Annotated in this window: 9 protein-coding genes; 1 reads left to right on the top strand and 8 read right to left on the bottom strand. The window is 60.5% G+C overall.

The window, feature by feature from the left end; genetic code table 11:
- Positions 1-162: 162 nt before the first annotated feature.
- The 6 genes from gyrA to ACILSR_RS23095 all read right to left on the bottom strand — a co-directional run bounded on the left by gyrA (position 163) and on the right by ACILSR_RS23095 (position 9,517).
- Entirely contained in the window at positions 163-2,829 is a 2,667-nt protein-coding gene (gene gyrA / locus ACILSR_RS23120) for a DNA gyrase subunit A (RefSeq protein WP_395752173.1), read from the bottom strand.
- A gap of 50 nt (positions 2,830-2,879) precedes the next feature.
- Positions 2,880-5,465, bottom strand: coding sequence for a DNA gyrase subunit B (locus tag ACILSR_RS23115; RefSeq protein ID WP_395752172.1), 2,586 nt, complete (start codon positions 5,463-5,465; stop codon positions 2,880-2,882).
- Between the two features lie 343 nt (positions 5,466-5,808).
- Entirely contained in the window at positions 5,809-6,453 is a 645-nt protein-coding gene (locus ACILSR_RS23110; RefSeq protein WP_395752171.1) for a hypothetical protein, read from the bottom strand.
- A 119-nt stretch (positions 6,454-6,572) separates the two neighbouring features.
- Positions 6,573-7,241 (bottom strand): gluconate 2-dehydrogenase subunit 3 family protein, encoded by a 669-nt coding sequence (locus tag ACILSR_RS23105; RefSeq protein WP_395752170.1) that lies wholly within the window; start codon positions 7,239-7,241, stop codon positions 6,573-6,575.
- Positions 7,238-7,726: a hypothetical protein gene (locus tag ACILSR_RS23100; RefSeq protein WP_395752169.1), complete on the bottom strand. Its 489-nt coding sequence runs from the start codon at positions 7,724-7,726 to the stop codon at positions 7,238-7,240. The genes ACILSR_RS23105 and ACILSR_RS23100 overlap by 4 nt, the downstream gene beginning before the upstream one ends.
- A 12-nt stretch (positions 7,727-7,738) precedes the next feature.
- Complete coding sequence (locus ACILSR_RS23095) at positions 7,739-9,517, bottom strand: GMC family oxidoreductase (RefSeq protein ID WP_395752168.1); 1,779 nt, start codon at positions 9,515-9,517, stop codon at positions 7,739-7,741.
- 190 nt (positions 9,518-9,707) lie between these two features.
- Here ACILSR_RS23095 and ACILSR_RS23090 point away from each other — a divergent pair, with 190 nt between their 5' ends.
- Positions 9,708-11,825 carry a beta strand repeat-containing protein gene (locus ACILSR_RS23090; RefSeq protein ID WP_395752167.1) on the top strand — a complete coding sequence of 706 codons (2,118 nt, stop codon included), beginning with the start codon at positions 9,708-9,710 and terminating at the stop codon, positions 11,823-11,825.
- A gap of 530 nt (positions 11,826-12,355) precedes the next feature.
- Here ACILSR_RS23090 and queD read toward each other — a convergent pair.
- Both queD and ACILSR_RS23080 read right to left on the bottom strand, forming a co-directional pair.
- Complete coding sequence (gene queD / locus ACILSR_RS23085; RefSeq protein ID WP_395752166.1) at positions 12,356-12,760, bottom strand: 6-carboxytetrahydropterin synthase QueD; 405 nt, start codon at positions 12,758-12,760, stop codon at positions 12,356-12,358.
- 81 nt (positions 12,761-12,841) lie between these two features.
- Positions 12,842-14,923 (bottom strand): sulfatase, encoded by a 2,082-nt coding sequence (locus tag ACILSR_RS23080; protein WP_395752165.1) that lies wholly within the window; start codon positions 14,921-14,923, stop codon positions 12,842-12,844.
- Between the last annotated feature and the right edge of the window lie 83 nt (positions 14,924-15,006).

Below are 15,006 nucleotides of genomic sequence, written 5' to 3'. Positions count from 1 at the left end.
TATTAGTTCACAGCTTTCTACACCACCCAGACCTCGCCCCGGCACTTGGCAAGTGCCGCTCCTTGGAGGTGGGCTTCGTTGGTGCGGTGTGCTCTCAACACCCCACAGACCTCCCGGCGGCGGCCTGGGACAGGCCGCCCGACCTCGCGCTGAGGTATGCGATTACTCTGCGGCAGGCGTGTCTTCAGCGGGGGACTCCGCGGCGGGCTCTGGAGCTGGAGCATCCGGAGCAGCGGCCTCTGCCGTGACTGCGTCTGCCACTGCCTCTGCGGCGGCTTCATCCGCGACGACGGTGGCGACGTCCTGGATGGTTTCGCCTTCGTTGAGGCCCATGAGTTTGACGCCCTGGGCATTGCGGCCGGTTTCGCGGATGTCGCAGACGCGGATGCGCACGCTCTGGCCTTTGGTGGTCATGAGCATGAGCTCGTCCTTGTCGTGGACGGCTTTGGCGGCGACGACCTTTCCGGTCTTCTCGGTGACGTTCATGGTGGTCACACCTTTGCCGCCGCGATTGCTGAGGAGGCGATACTCGTCAAAGGCGGTGCGCTTGCCGAGGCCGTTTTCAGACACGACGAGGACCATGGTGTTGGGCTCATTCGTGATGCAGCTGACGAGGAAGTCGCCGTCATCCAGCGTGATGCCACGCACGCCGGCAGTAGCACGGCCGATGGGGCGCAGGTTTGGCGAGGCGGGATCGTCCCCGGTCTCATGGAAGCGGGCGCACATGCCTTCGTGGGTGACGAGGCAGACCTCCTTGTTGCCATCGGTGAGCACGACATCGACGAGGTCGTTGCCTTCATCCAGCTTGATGGCGATGATGCCGTCCTTGCGGTAGTTTTTGAATTCTTCGAGGGCGGTTTTCTTCACGGTGCCGTCCTTGGTGGCGAAGAGAACGAACTTGTCCGCCGCCCACATGGCTTCGTCTTCGGCCCCCTGGGCTTTGAGAATGAGAACGCTGGCGATCTTCTCCTCGGAGCGCAGGTTAAGCATGTTTTTGATGCTGCGTCCTTTGCCGGTGCGCGAGGCTTCCGGGATCTGGTACACGCGCTCCACATACATGCGGCCGGTGTTGGTGAAGAAGAGCAGGAAGTCGTGCAGATGCGCGCTGAAGAGGTGCTCCACGAAATCTGTGGCCTCGTCCTCGCCCTGGGACTCGCGGGTTTCCATGCCTTTGAGCCCTTTGCCGCCGCGGCCTTGCACGCGGTACTCGGCGGTGGCGGTGCGCTTGATGCTGCCCATGTGCGTCATGGTCACCACCGTCGGGTCGTTCGGGATGAGGTCGATGCTTTGGATTTCTCCCTCGGCGGCTTCGATGCGGGTATAGCGTGGCGTGGCGTGCTTCAGGCGGATGGCCTGCAGCTCGTCTTTGATGATCTGCAGCACGCGGATTTCACGGGCCAGAATGTCCATCAAGTCGCGAATGCTCGACAGGATCTCATCGTAGTCGCCTTTGATCTTGTCGCGCTCAAGGCCGACGAGCTGGTAGAGGCGCAGTTCCAGGATGTCCTCGACCTGCTTGTCGGTGAAGACGTAGCGATCTCCCTGAATGCTGGCCTGGCCGCGAATGAGAATGCCGAGCTGTTCCGCGGTGCTGACGGAGAAATTGTAGGCCTTCAGGCGCTCACGGGCTTCGTCGCGGTTGCGGCTGTCGCGGATGATCTTGATGAAGTCATCCAGATGGCCGAGCGCAAGGAGCTGGGCTTCGAGCTTCTCGGCTTTGACCTCGGCCTGCTTCAGCAGGTAGCGGGTGCGGCGGATGATGACCTCGCGGCGGTGCTCGATGTAGCAGGCGATGGCGTCCTTCATGCTGAGGACGCGAGGCTTGCCACCGTCGATGGCGAGCATGTGGATGGAGAAGCTGGTCTCCAGCGCGGTGTGCTTGTAGAGATTGTTCAGCACCACCTGAGCGCGGGCGTCGCGTTTTAAATCGATCACCACGCGGGTGTTTTCGTCCGACTCATCACGCACGCCGCTGATCTCGGTGATGACTTTTTCATTGGCGAGTTCGGCGATGCGCTTCACCAGCTCCGCACGGTTCACGTTGAACGGAATCTCGGTGATGATGATCTGCTCGCGGTTGCCATTTTCCACCACTTCCGCCTGGCCGCGAATGCGGACGGCACCGTGGCCGGTCTCCATGTACTCGCGGATGCCGCTGGTGCCCTGGATGGCGCAGCCCGTGGGGAAGTCGGGGCCCTGGATGAACTGCATGAGCTCCGTGCAGGAGATCGCGGGATTGTCGATCTGAGCGCAGACCGCGTCCACGACTTCGCCCAGATTGTGCGGCGGCATGTTGGTGGCCATGCCGACGGCGATGCCGGTGCCGCCATTGACGATCAGGTTGGGAAACGCCGCCGGAAACACCGTCGGCTCCGTGAGACGTTCGTCATAGTTTGGCACGAAATCGACCGTCTCCTTGTCCATGTCGGACATGAGCGTGCCGCCCAAGTGCGTCATGCGGGCTTCCGTATAACGCATGGCGGCCGGTGGGTCTCCTTCCACGGAACCGAAGTTCCCCTGGGGATCGATGAGCGGCTCGCGCATGGCCCAAGGCTGGCCCATGTGAACCAGCGTGGGATAGATGACAGCTTCGCCGTGCGGATGGTAGTTACCCGAGGTGTCCCCCGCGATTTTCGCACACTTCATGTGCTTCTTCGGCGGATAGAGGGACAGCTCATGCATCGCATACAAAATGCGGCGCTGGGAGGGCTTCAGGCCATCGCGCACGTCCGGCAGCGCACGGGCGATGATGACGGACATGGAATAGTCCAGGAACGAATTCTTAACTTCGTCGGCAACCGAGATAGGGTGAATGTTAGGATCTTGCATCGAATGAAAACTTGAGGTGTTGAATCAGTGGAGAAAGCGGTGCGGATGGATCACACGTCCAGGTTTCTCACATTGAGGGCGTTTTCTTCGATGAAGTGTTTTCGTGGCTCGACCACATCTCCCATGAGGATGGTGAAGATGCGTTCGGCTTCGTGGGCGTTGGTTTCGTCCAGTTTGATCTGGAGAAGGGTGCGCTTGTTCGGGTCCATGGTGGTCTCGAAAAGCTGCTTGGCGTTCATTTCGCCCAGACCTTTGAAGCGCTTGATCTCCATGCCGCGCTTGCCGATTTCCATGACCTTGTCGAGGATGCCGGGGAGGCTGAACACGGGATGAACCTTGGCGTGGTCGCCCTCGCCTTCGATGACTTCAAACAGCGGCTTGTCCTGGCTGCTGAAGTGATCCACGTGCAGGCCCAGTTCATCGAGCTGCTGGAAGCGGCGGCGCATGCCGTGAGCTTCGTGGATCTCGATGAGGCGGGCGCGGCGGCTGGACTTGGGCGCGTGCCCGTTGCTGCTGCCGTTCGCGGTCATGTTCGGAGTGCCGTCTTCATTGAGGACGGGCGGTGTCGCGGGCTTGGCAAACAGATGCAGGTCCTGATTGTCCTTGGCGAAGGCGGCGAGCTGCTCGTTGCCGAGGAAGTATTTCATGTCCACCTCATTGCCTTCACGGATCATCACCAGGTAATGCGGCAGGCTGCCGGTGGCCTCGTCGCGGGCCTGAAGGTAATGCTCGAAGTCACCGCCATGCCGGCGGATGATGTCGGCAAACTTGGCCACGGGGACGAGGAGTTCCAAAATGGATTTCAGGCGTTCGTCGGCCACCTTGCTGCCATCGGAGATGTTGCGCAGGCTGATTTCTCCGGAGCCAAGCTCAAGCAGGATGGCGTCCATCTCGGCATCGCTCTGCACGTATTCCTCGCGCTTCTTGCGGGTGACCTGGTAGAGCGGCGGCTGGGCCACGAAGATGTGGCCGCGCTTCACGAGTTCCGGCATCTGACGGAAGAAGAAGGTCAGCAGCAGAGTGCGGATGTGGGAGCCGTCCACGTCGGCATCGGTCATGATGACGATCTTGTGGTAGCGAAGCTTGTCGATGTTGAAGGAACCTTCCACCTCGCTGTCGCCACCGATGCCGGTGCCGATGGCGGTGATCATGGTCTGGATTTCCTTGTTCTGCAGGACCTTTTCCAGACGGGCCTTCTCGGTATTGATGAGCTTTCCACGCAGAGGCAGGATGGCCTGATTGTGTCGATTGCGGCCCATCTTGGCGGAGCCACCGGCGGAGTCACCCTCGACAATGAAGAGCTCGGTCTTCGCGGGATCGCGCTCGGAGCAGTCTGCCAGCTTGCCGGGAAGGCCACCGCTGCTCATGGCGTCCTTGCGGATGGCTTCTCGCGCCTTGCGCGCAGCCTCGCGAGACTTCGCGGCGATGATGATGTTCTTGATCACCTCGACAGCGGTTTCCGGATTCTCGTCAAAGTGGCGCAGCAGGCCTTCATAGACCACGGAGCTGACCACGCCTTCGACTTCGCCGTTCACGAGCTTCACCTTCGTCTGCGAGTTGAAGCGCGGATTGGGCAGCTTGACGCTGAGCACGCAGATCAGACCTTCGCGACAGTCGTCGCCTTCGATGTCAGGCAGTTTGTCTTTGAAGGCCTTCGGATTGGAATTGATGTATTGCTTCACCGCCTTGGTCAGCGCGCTCTTGAGACCGCTGTAATGCGTGCCGCCGTCCGGATTTGGGATGGCATTGGCAAAGCACAGCGTCTGCTCGCTGAGGCCCTTGTTGTACTGAAGCACGCAGTCCACGAGGATGAACTTCGGCTTGTCATCGATCGTGATCTCGCGGCGGCCTGCCAGCGCGATAGGCTCCGGATGCACCTTGTCCTTGTCCGCACCCATCTCGCGCACAAACTGCTTCACGCCTTCGGTGTAGAGCAGCGTCTCCTGCCGTGGCGGCGAGATGCGCTCGTCGGTGACGGTGATGTTGATGCCGGGATTGAGGAAGGCCAGTTCACGCAGACGCACCAGCAGGCGGTCAAAGTTGAACGTGGTGGTGATGGTGAAGATGGTGGCGTCCGGGAAGAAGGTGATCTTCGTGCCGGTGCGCTTCGGCTCATCCTGCTCTCCCAGGACGGTGAGAGGCTCGGTGGTGATGCCGCGCTCAAAGCCGATGGCGTAGATCTTGCCGTCGCGGAAGACCTCGCACTTGAACCAGTCGGACAAGGCGTTCACGCACTTGGCACCCACGCCGTGGAGACCGCCGGAGAATTCATACGCGCCATCGCCGAACTTGCCGCCGGCGTGAAGATTGGTGAGCACGAGCTCGACGGTGGGGATGCCCTTGGCGTGCATTTCCACGGGAATGCCGCGGCCGTCGTCCTCGACACTAAGGGAGCCGTCGCTGTGGATGGTGACGCTGACGTTTTTGCAGTTGCCCGCGAGATGCTCGTCGATGGAATTGTCCACCACTTCAAACACGCAGTGGTGGAGGCCGCGCTCATCGGGATCGCCGATGTACATGCCGGGCCGGAGGCGGACGGCTTTGAGGCCTTCGAGGTGCTGGATTTGTTCTGCTCCGTAGGCCTGATTGGCGGCTACGTGGGTCGTGCTGTGGAGGTCTTGGTTGTCGTCAGACATGGCTTTGCGTTACGGGGTGTTCCATCGCCTGAGTCCGTCCTATAAAACCACTCCGGAAACGTGCTCGATGAAGATGTTTTCAGACTAGCAAGATGAGAGGGTGAGCCAAGAGTTTTTTACTCTGAAACACACTCTTTTTTCGCGTCCCAATCCGCCCCTAAACAACATCCTGCAAGCCGAGCTTTTCGATCACCTCAGGCAGGACGCCGGGACAAGGTCCGCCGACACTGAAATTCCCCACATAATCCAGGCTCTTTCAGGTCTGGCTGTGGCTGTAATCCCCCCCCCACTCAGAGCTGGCCAAAGTGCTGCCTTCAGGCAACCATTGGCAATGCCACTCATGTCAATAAATGGGGTCCGATGAATCATCGACAGGCATGCCGGCGAGTTTGACCAGCATCAGGCCAAATTGATAAAATGGATTGATATCGACCCCTTTAGGCACAGTTCGCCCGTCTTGAGGCAGCAAACTTTCCGGAGTCCATACACTCGCAAATGTGGGAGTTCCCCCGGCATTCGACTCAACATACCAAGTGGAGCCGTCCAGGCCGGCAAGCATCATGCGCTCTTCGACCGACAATGCGCGCAAGGGGGAATGAACGTCAGGCTTAAGTGCAAGTGTGAGCACTTGCTTCCATTCTTTTTCGCTGATGGACTTGGTCTTATCGAGTTCAATTTTACCCCAACCATAGCCACCTTTGCCATCCATGCGCACGACCCGGATTCTGGGGCCGTCTTTGTCTTTGAAGACACGTATGCAGAAAGGACGATGAAAGGTGCGAATGCAAACAAACCGGACCGACGGAACTCTCGTGTCAATATCGGCCATCAAAGGCTCCTTGAATGCTTTTGCATTCATCTCCAGCGCATCTTTGCGATCTTTTTCGAGTTCCGCCGCCACTTGCGCAGCCGTCAAAAAGGCGGCCGGATTCGCGAACGGATCGACTCCCGGCCTGGACTCCGTTTGCGCCAGCAAACTATTCGCCAAGATAAGAAATAATACGCTCGCAAAGCTATGCCCGGGCAGCCTCATATTTGTCATTTCATACTATCAGGATGAGAGGGTGAGCCAAGGGGTATTTGCCTCTTCAAACCGTCTGCCCCACCCTAAACCACGTCCTGCAGACCCAGTTTTTCGATCACCTCCGGCAGGACGCCGGGATAGGGACCCGCGAGGGTGACATTGCCCACGTAGCCGAGGTTCTTCCAGGTCTGGCTGTGGCTGTAGTAGCCGCTGAGACAGAGCTGGCGGAAGCGTCTGAAAAAGACGGCCCCGATGTGGTGCTCCGGACTGGCCTTGGATGGATCGCAGATATCGTCGGCGATCTGACACTGCTGCGGCTCGCCCAGCTCCTCAAAACGCTTGGAAAAGCGCTTAAAGCTCTCGGTATTGAGCCAGCCGAGACCGCCGCGGATGATTTCGCGGTCCTCCTGATGGGCGGGGTAGTCGGCGCTGACCCATTCGTTGATAAAATCCGGCACGCCCAATTCGGATGCGGCAGGGGAGGATTCGTCCTTGGGAAGAATGAGATCTGCAAGCGCCTGAACGGTGGCCAGTTCCTCGGCAGACAGCAGCTTTTCCCAGGGAAACTTCAGCGGCTGCATGAAATCCGGATCGTGGAAGACGAACCGGGAAGGATGTGCCGGAGGCGCGGGCTCGGTGTGGTTTGGCGCGGCGATGGCAGCAGGCACGGCTGCAGCGCCTGCAGCACCGGTGAGAAGGCCTTTGAGGGCGTGGCGGCGGGAGATGGGGGAGGATGACGCGGCGTCGTTCATTCGGAGACGAGAATGGCTGGTTGCACGGAAAACTGCCTGCGGTTCAAAGCCAGAAGCCAAAACCACAGCAAACCGAAAAAGGTGCCCACGTAGGGCTGCCAGACAAGAAGCAGGGCAAAGGTGAGCGTCGTTCCAAAAAGCCACCGCTCGCGCAGGCGACCATGCATCCAGGCATGGGTCAGCATGGCCCCGCCCACCAGCAGCACGATATTGCCAAGCTCCAGCATGTCTCCGGCCAATGCCATCTTCTGCGTGACAGCGGTGAGCGCTTTTGTGACCTCCCGCTGGTCATTCATGCCGGTGAAGTTCATCGAGCCGAATGCCCTTGCTGCGCGGTAGAATCCCACAAAGCGAAAGATCAACGCCGCCCCGACGAGCAGAGAGCCCAGACATGCCAGGACGCGGGCATTTTGCCGCCGCTGCTGAGTCATTTGCGGCCGGGGAGGATTTTGCCGCAGCCTTAGAAGTCTTTGATCTTTTCTCATGGAAGACAGAAATTACACGTTCCCCCGCTTCATCTCCTCCATCAGCCATTCGCTGGAGCGCCAGGCGAGGGCGAGGATGGTGAGGGTGGGGTTTTTGTCGGGGTTGCTGGGGAGGACGGCGCCGTCCATGAGGAAGAGGTTTTTGACGTCCCAGGTCTGGCAGTATTGATTGGTGACGCTTTCGGAGGACTTGGCCCCCATGCGGGCGGTGCCGACTTCGTGGATGATCTCTCCGGGGCGCTGGATGGCCTCGGCACCGCTCTGGGGTTTGGGTTTGCCGCCCATGCCCTCCAGCATGGCGGCAAAGGTCTGCTGCATGTGTTCGGCCTGTTTGATCTCGTGGTCGCTCCACTTCCAGTGGAAGCGCAGCACGGGGATGCCCCATTGATCGACCACATTGGGATCCAGCTCGGCATAGCAGTCTTTGTTGGGGAGCATTTCGCCGCGGCCGGAAAAGCTGAACTGAGCGCCGTAATAGCGGCGTGCGTCTTCTTTGAGCCTGCGGCCGTAGGTGCCGGGGGAAAGGGCGTCGAGATAACCAAAGCTTTTCGGTTCGGGCATCTGCCGCCCGCCGCCCATTTCAATGTGATAGCCACGGGCGAAGCCGAGCTTTGCATGCTCATTCACCAGCCACCAGGGCACATAAGTGTGCAGGCCACCTGCGCCGTCTTCATTCATCGGCGGCAGCCCTTCCATGGCGGGAATGTGGGCGCTCAGGCGGGTGCCAACGCTGTCCATGAGATTGCGCCCCACCTGCCCGGAGGAATTTGCGAGTCCGGCCTTGTCACGGGATTTTGAATTCAGCAAGATGCGCGAAGTTTCGCAGGTACTTGCGGCGAGAATGACCACGCGCGCCTTGGCGATGACATCCCGCCGTGTGACTTTGTCGATGTAATGCACGCCAGTGGCTTTGCCGCTGCCGTCCATCACGACTTCGCGCACCATGGCGTCTGTGATGATGTCGAGATTTCCCGTGGCCAGAGCGGGCGGCAGCAACACGGTGGTGCTTTGGAAATTGGCGCGGATGCTGCAGCCGCGGATGCAGTTGGTGGCCCAGAAGCAAGCGGCGCGGGACATCATGTCCTTGCCGATGATTTCCTGCGCTTTGGGATTGCTGGGGAAGAGCACCTTCGGCAGGTTTTTCCAGTCCATGGGCTGGCTGAGCACAGCACGATGCGCAGCGACGACGGGCACGCCGAGTTTGCGCCCGGCCTTCTTTGCGAGAAGCTCCCCTACCCTCGGCTTTGGCGGCGGCATGAGCACTCCGGGAGAAGAATTGGGCGCATTGGCGATGCCGTCGTTCTCGCCATAGACGCCGATCAACTGCTCCACTTTGTCATACCACGGCGCCATGTCTTCGTAGTTCATCGGCCAGTCCACGCCGAGGCCATCGCGGGACTTTGGCTTGAAATCGAACTCGCCAAAACGCAGCGAGATGCGGCCCCAGTGATTGGTGCGCCCGCCGAGCATGCGCGCGCGCCACCACCAGAAGTCGCCTTCGGTGCCCGGCTTGTTGGTGTAGGGTTCTCCGGGCACCTGCCAGCCACCGATGTTGGCGTCATAGAAGCCAAAGTAGCGGTCCGGCGTGGCAGCCCCACGCAGCGGGGCCATCTCCGGCGTGTGAAACATGGCGGTCTCCTTTGCCGGATCATAATTGCGCCCGGCCTCGATCATGAGGACCTTCACGCCGTTTAGCGCCAGTATTAGCGCGGCCATGCCGCCGCCGGCACCGGAACCGACGACGATGACATCATACTGCGGCTGCGTTTTGCGATCGGTGAGGACAGGCATGGCGGGAGTATAGCCATCCGAGAGGCGCGACAAGTCATGTTACGTTTTTTCCAGATTGGAGACCTCAAAAACTGGAGCTTCAGAGCTCCAATGTGGCGGGTTTGCCACAAGGCAAAATTGTAACGGCGAGGCCTTCGACAGCCGGCCGCAGCGCACGCATAAGCGCGCGCTTTCGCTCCCTCCTTCCGACATGAAAATCCAGCATCGAAACCTCACTGCAGCAGTCCTGGCAGCTGCGTGCATCTTCTCGGCAGCCTCGCTTCAGGCGGCCACATTCGTCATCAGCTCCAACTCCACAACCGCTCAAACCCTGGGCAGTGGCTCAGGGCAAACCGGCACCGTGAACAGCGGCGTCTCGCTCACCGTCAGCGGCAGTACGGTGGCCGTCACCGTGACCGGAAACAACGCCACCATCACCAACAACGGCACGATCAGCCAGACCGGCACAGGCAGGACCATCGACCTGAACACCGCCAGCGTCGCCATGGCGATCACCAACAACGCCGGGGCGCTGATACAGTCGGCCGACTCCGACACCATCCGCGGCAACAAAGCCTCCGACTCAGTGACTGTGGACAACTACGGCAGCATCATCTCCCTAAATGCCTCCGCAGGCGGATCCCAGGCTTTGGATCTGGCGGCCATCACCTCCGGAGCCACGACGATCCGCAACTACTCGACGGGCCTGATCAAAGCGACGGCGGCGGACGCCATGCGCCCCGGCGCAAGCGGAACCGTGAACAACAGCGGCTCCATTCAGGCCCTCCCCATCGTCGATGCCAGCATCACAGCCGACCGCGAGGCCACCGGCAGCGACGGCATTGACGCGCAGACGAACTCGGGCGTGCAGATCACCAACAACAACGGCGGCAGCATTTCCGGCCGCCACGGCATCACGGGTGGCGCGGCCAGCGACGCCCTCAACTCCTTCAGCATCACCGTCACCAACAATGTGGGCGGCACCATCACCGGCATCAACGGCTCGGGCATCAACATCGACAACTTCAGCTCCGCTGCGGCATCGTCCTCCGCCAATGTGACCAACTACGGCACCATCGCCGGCAACTTCGACAGCGCGCACTACGATGTGGGCGACGGCGACGGCGTCGATGTGGACGGCATCACCACGCTGAACAATTATGGAATCATCCGCGGCCTCAGCGCCAATGGCACTGGCTCCGACGGCCAGACCAACCACCCGGAGGGCGTCTCCATCGGCGGCGGCACCATCAACAACTACTCCGGCGCTGAGATCACCGGCGGCGCGCTGGATGGCATGGGAATAGAAGGACACGGCATCCTGGTGGACAACTCCAGCAGTGGCAACGCCTTTGCCGCCACCACCATCAACAACAGCGGCCTCATCCGGGGCACCACCGGCTACGCGATCAAAATGATCGGCACGTTTGACAACTCAGTCACCAACAACGCCGGGGGCATCATCCGTGGCGCGGGCGATGCCATCACCGTCGGAGCCGCCATCCAGACCGGCAGTGGAAACGATACCCTCAGCAATGCGGGCACGATTACGGGAGACAACGGCAAAGCCATCGACCTGCAGGCGGGCAACGACACGCTCACCATCACTGGCGGGACCATCACCGGAGACATCGACGGCGGCACCGGCACGAACACCGCCACGATCAGTCCCGGCGCGGGCAACACTTTCAGCTATGCGGGGTCCATCTCCAATTTCAGCAGCGTGGACATTTCGACGGGCAACGTCATTCTCTCCGGCTCCAGCACTTATACCGGCAACACGACCGTGAACGGCACTCTGAGCGTCACGAACGTGACCGGCAGCGCCACGGGTTCAGGCTCGGTGGTGGTGAATTCGGGCGGCACCCTGAAGGGCACCGGCACCGTGGGCAGTGTGTCTCTCGCCAGCGGCGGTGTTCTTGCGCCTGGCGTCACCGTTGGAACGCTGAACATCAACGGCACACTGGACATCACAAGCGGTTCGCATTTTGCGTTTGATCTGGGCAGCACCTCCGACCTGCTGAACATCAGCGGAGCGCTGAACTACACCGGAGGAGGCAGCGCCATTTTTGACATCGCCGACACCGGAGGCATGACTTACGGCGGAGACTACACGCTGCTGAATTATGGGTCCGCATCCGGCCTGACGCTCTCAAATCTCTCCTTCGGCAGCACACCCGCGGGATTCAGCGGGGAGTTCACCATCGGGGCGAATTCGCTCACGCTTCATGTGGATGCGGCACCGGAACCTTCGCGTGCCCTGCTGGGCATGCTGGGACTGGCGTTTGTCGGTTTGCGGAGGCGGCGCGGTGGGCGGGTGGAGGCGTGAGGGCTGGGTGCTGAGTACCGCGTCCGCGTTCTGGAGGCGGGGGCCATCTTGGTCCTCCGGTTTGGAAACGATGGGTGATGTGAAAGCGTTGAGGGATCAGGATGATCCCTCTCCTGTTGAGAGGCCGGATGGTTGAACCACTCATCGCACACTAATCGAACACTAATATCAGAGCCAGAGGGGGGATTTTTTCGCTCATTATTGGTGTTTTATTAGTGTCCGATGAGTGGTTTCAGAGTCTGGCTTCACAGCCTTCGCGAAACAAAAAATTCGGGATGATCCCATTCCTGCCGGAGCCGCTGCGCGGAGAGCTTCTCCTAGCGAAGACATGACGGTGCCGATCCTCAGTTCCACAGGCACTGAGCTGCTTTGGGCTGCCGCCCCTGGCGAAGCAAGGTGGCTTTGTTCCTGCGGAACAAAAAACGCTCCGCCTCCACCTGAACGCTTAGACCAACTCTCAAAAATCTTGTCACATTGCCCGGACGGCGGAGCGGCCCCATTGGCTGCGTTAGTCGCTTGCCTGTTATTCTTCAATAGCAGGCGGCGCTCCCGCCTTGCCACTGGGGCCGCTGCGCTCGCCGGTTCAATATGCAACGGGCGTTGGGTGTTTCGTGGATGGTGATTTCGCACAGGCCGGGGAGCTGGGGGGCGAGCTTTTTCCACAGCCAGGCGGCCATGTATTCGATGGTGGGGTTTTCCAGGCCTTCGATCTCATTGAGGTAGGAATGGTCGAGGCGGTCCATGATGGGCTTCATGGCCTTGGAGATTTCCGCATGGTCATAGACCCAGCCGATTTTCGGATCCACCTCGCCCTCGATGGCGATCTCCAGCTTGAAGGAATGACCGTGCATCTTGGTGCATTTGTGGTCGCCAGGAAGATTGGGCAGGGTCTGGGCTGCCTCGAAACGGAAGTCTTTGATGATGCGTGCGCGCATGATTTTGGTGGAGATGTCCTTTAAACCACCATTGGCCGCTCACCAGCACAAATGATGAGCTAAATTTGGCCCTTGGGCGGCTCAGGGTTTCTTCGCAGGCTCCGGAGAGGCTGCCTTGGCAGCGGCCAGATGGGGCGGGAGGACGGTGAGGTTCAGGCGGTGAACCTGACCGTCGAAAGGGGTGCTGTTGGGGTAGGCGGCGTTCTTTAAAATGCCAAAGCTCTGCCCGGCGGCGAGGCCTGCCTTGGGCTCCTGCGGAAAACCCTGCTCGAAGGGGGCAACGCCGAGCACTTCGCTATGGCCGGGGACGGCGAGGGTGATGACGCCGCCGGTCTCGACCTGCGCGCGGAGATTGATGCGGCCTTTTTCCAGAGCCGCGCCAGTGATGGCCGTGGACTTGCCATCCGCAAAGACCGTCAGCGTGGGCTGAGAGGCGACGAAGTGGAGCGCATAGCCGGACTGCTCGTCTCCCTGGGCGAGCAGGGTGCTGTCCTGATCGACCAGCGGATCGAACTCGAAGGCGGCATCGATGAAGACTCCCCTGCCCTTCAGCTTGGGTGCTTCCGCGGCGCTGAGGGTATCTCCGATGTTCAGCACGAGATCATCCGAGCCCGCAGGACTGGGCGCGCCCATGATCTGCGCCACGGGGCGCAGGGCGCTCTGGAATTCCTTGGGGAAGAAGCCGGCCAGCGTGGTCTTCAGCGTCGCGTGCTCGGGTTTGGAAGCGAGGTTCGTCCACTCGTGGGGATCGGTCTGGTGGTCATAGAGTTCTTCGCTGCCATCGGCGTAGCGGATGTAGCGCCAGCGTTCGTCACGTGCGGCGTAGCCGGCGTTTTTGCCACCGCTCATGCAGGTGATGGCGGGACGATCGCGTTTGGATTTGGGATCCTGCAGCAGGGGCTTCAGGCTGCTGCCGTCCAGGTGCTCAGGGGAAGGCAGGCCGGTGAGATCGCACAACGTGGGATAGAGATCGATGAGCGCCACCGGCTGAGACGTGGCAGAGTCCGGCTGGCTGAGGCCGGGGGCGTAAATGGAGAGCGGGATGCGCGTGGTCTCCTCCCATAGCTTGCCTTTGTGCCACATCTGCTTTTCACCGAGGTACCAGCCGTGGTCCGAGGTGAAGACGATGATGGTGTTCTTGGCGCCGGGGCTCTTTTCCACGGCGGCGAGGATGCGACCCAGCATGGCATCGCAGAACGCCACGTTGGCCAGGTAGGCGCGCACGGCGTCCTTCCAGAGGTTCTTTTCGATGATTTGCTGATGATAGCCCTCCTTGAGGTGGGTCTTGGCAATGGCGGGGACATCGTCCAAATCATCCGCCTTCACCTCCGGCAGCTTGATGGAGTCGAGCGGCAGCGCATCAAAGTACTTCTGCGGGACATACCAGGGCGAATGTGGGCGGTAGAGTCCCAGCGCGAGGAAAAAGGGCTTCGCCTGCTTTTGAGCGAGGAAATCAGCGGCGAAGGCCACGACCTGACCGTCATCGGTTTTCTCCTCCTCAACAGGGATGCCGCCCCAGTCCCAGTGCCAGATGTTGAGGCCGTTGAAATTCTGCCCGGTGTGAACTGGGAGGTCCGGGATCTGCACTCCTGGCTGTGGAAAACGCTGGTCCCAGGCGGCATCCTGCTCAAAGCCACGCCGTCCACCGTGCCATCCGGCCAGACGGCCCTCAGGCCCGCCGTGGTTGGCGTGGAAGATCTTGCCTGCTGCAGCGGTGATGTAGCCCTGCGATTTGAAGTATTCCGGCAGCGTCGGTTTGCCGACAATCTGCACACTGCGCCGCCAGTCCTGCTCATTGCCAAAGACACCGCTGGAGGAGGGCAGCATGCCGGTGAGCAGGGAGGTGCGGGAGGGATTGCACAGAGCGTAGTTGCAATGGGCATTGGTGAAGCGCATGCCCATTTTGGCCAGACGATCCATGTTTGGCGTGAGGGACTGCGGGTGCCCGCCCATCCAGCCCACGTAATCCCGCAGATCATCCGCAATGATGAAGAGGACATTGGGTTTTCCCTCGGCGGAAACCGCCTTCGTCCTCGGCTGGGGTTTCGCGGATTCGTTCGCAGGCGGAGTCACTCTGATTCTTGCCTTCACAGCGGCATCGGCAGACACAGACGCGCCCAGCAAAACGAGGGAGAGCAGGAGGGCTGAGCGTGGGGAAAACATCGGCCAAAGCTTGCACGGCGGTGAAGGAATGTCGAGCCAGCGTGCGGTGGAATCACAAGGGACTAGCGCACGTCGATATCCGG

Origin of the sequence: Prosthecobacter sp. (assembly GCF_044222565.1) — a bacterium.
In the GTDB taxonomy this organism is placed as follows: Bacteria; Verrucomicrobiota; Verrucomicrobiia; order Verrucomicrobiales; family Verrucomicrobiaceae; genus Prosthecobacter.
Note: the sequence above shows the minus strand (reverse complement) of the source record. Positions and strands in the feature narration are given on the sequence as shown.

Excerpts from the sequence above, each read along its gene's own strand:
- ACILSR_RS23100 (WP_395752169.1), bottom strand. The coding sequence starts at position 7,726 with ATGAGAAAAGATCAAAGACTTCTAAGGCTGCGGCAAAATCCTCCCCGG.
- ACILSR_RS23095 (WP_395752168.1), bottom strand. The coding sequence starts at position 9,517 with ATGCCTGTCCTCACCGATCGCAAAACGCAGCCGCAGTATGATGTCATC.
- queD (WP_395752166.1), bottom strand. The coding sequence starts at position 12,760 with ATGCGCGCACGCATCATCAAAGACTTCCGTTTCGAGGCAGCCCAGACC.
- gyrA (WP_395752173.1), bottom strand. The coding sequence starts at position 2,829 with ATGCAAGATCCTAACATTCACCCTATCTCGGTTGCCGACGAAGTTAAG.
- ACILSR_RS23115 (WP_395752172.1), bottom strand. The coding sequence starts at position 5,465 with ATGTCTGACGACAACCAAGACCTCCACAGCACGACCCACGTAGCCGCC.
- ACILSR_RS23105 (WP_395752170.1), bottom strand. The coding sequence starts at position 7,241 with ATGAACGACGCCGCGTCATCCTCCCCCATCTCCCGCCGCCACGCCCTC.
- ACILSR_RS23090 (WP_395752167.1), top strand. The coding sequence starts at position 9,708 with ATGAAAATCCAGCATCGAAACCTCACTGCAGCAGTCCTGGCAGCTGCG.
- ACILSR_RS23080 (WP_395752165.1), bottom strand. The coding sequence starts at position 14,923 with ATGTTTTCCCCACGCTCAGCCCTCCTGCTCTCCCTCGTTTTGCTGGGC.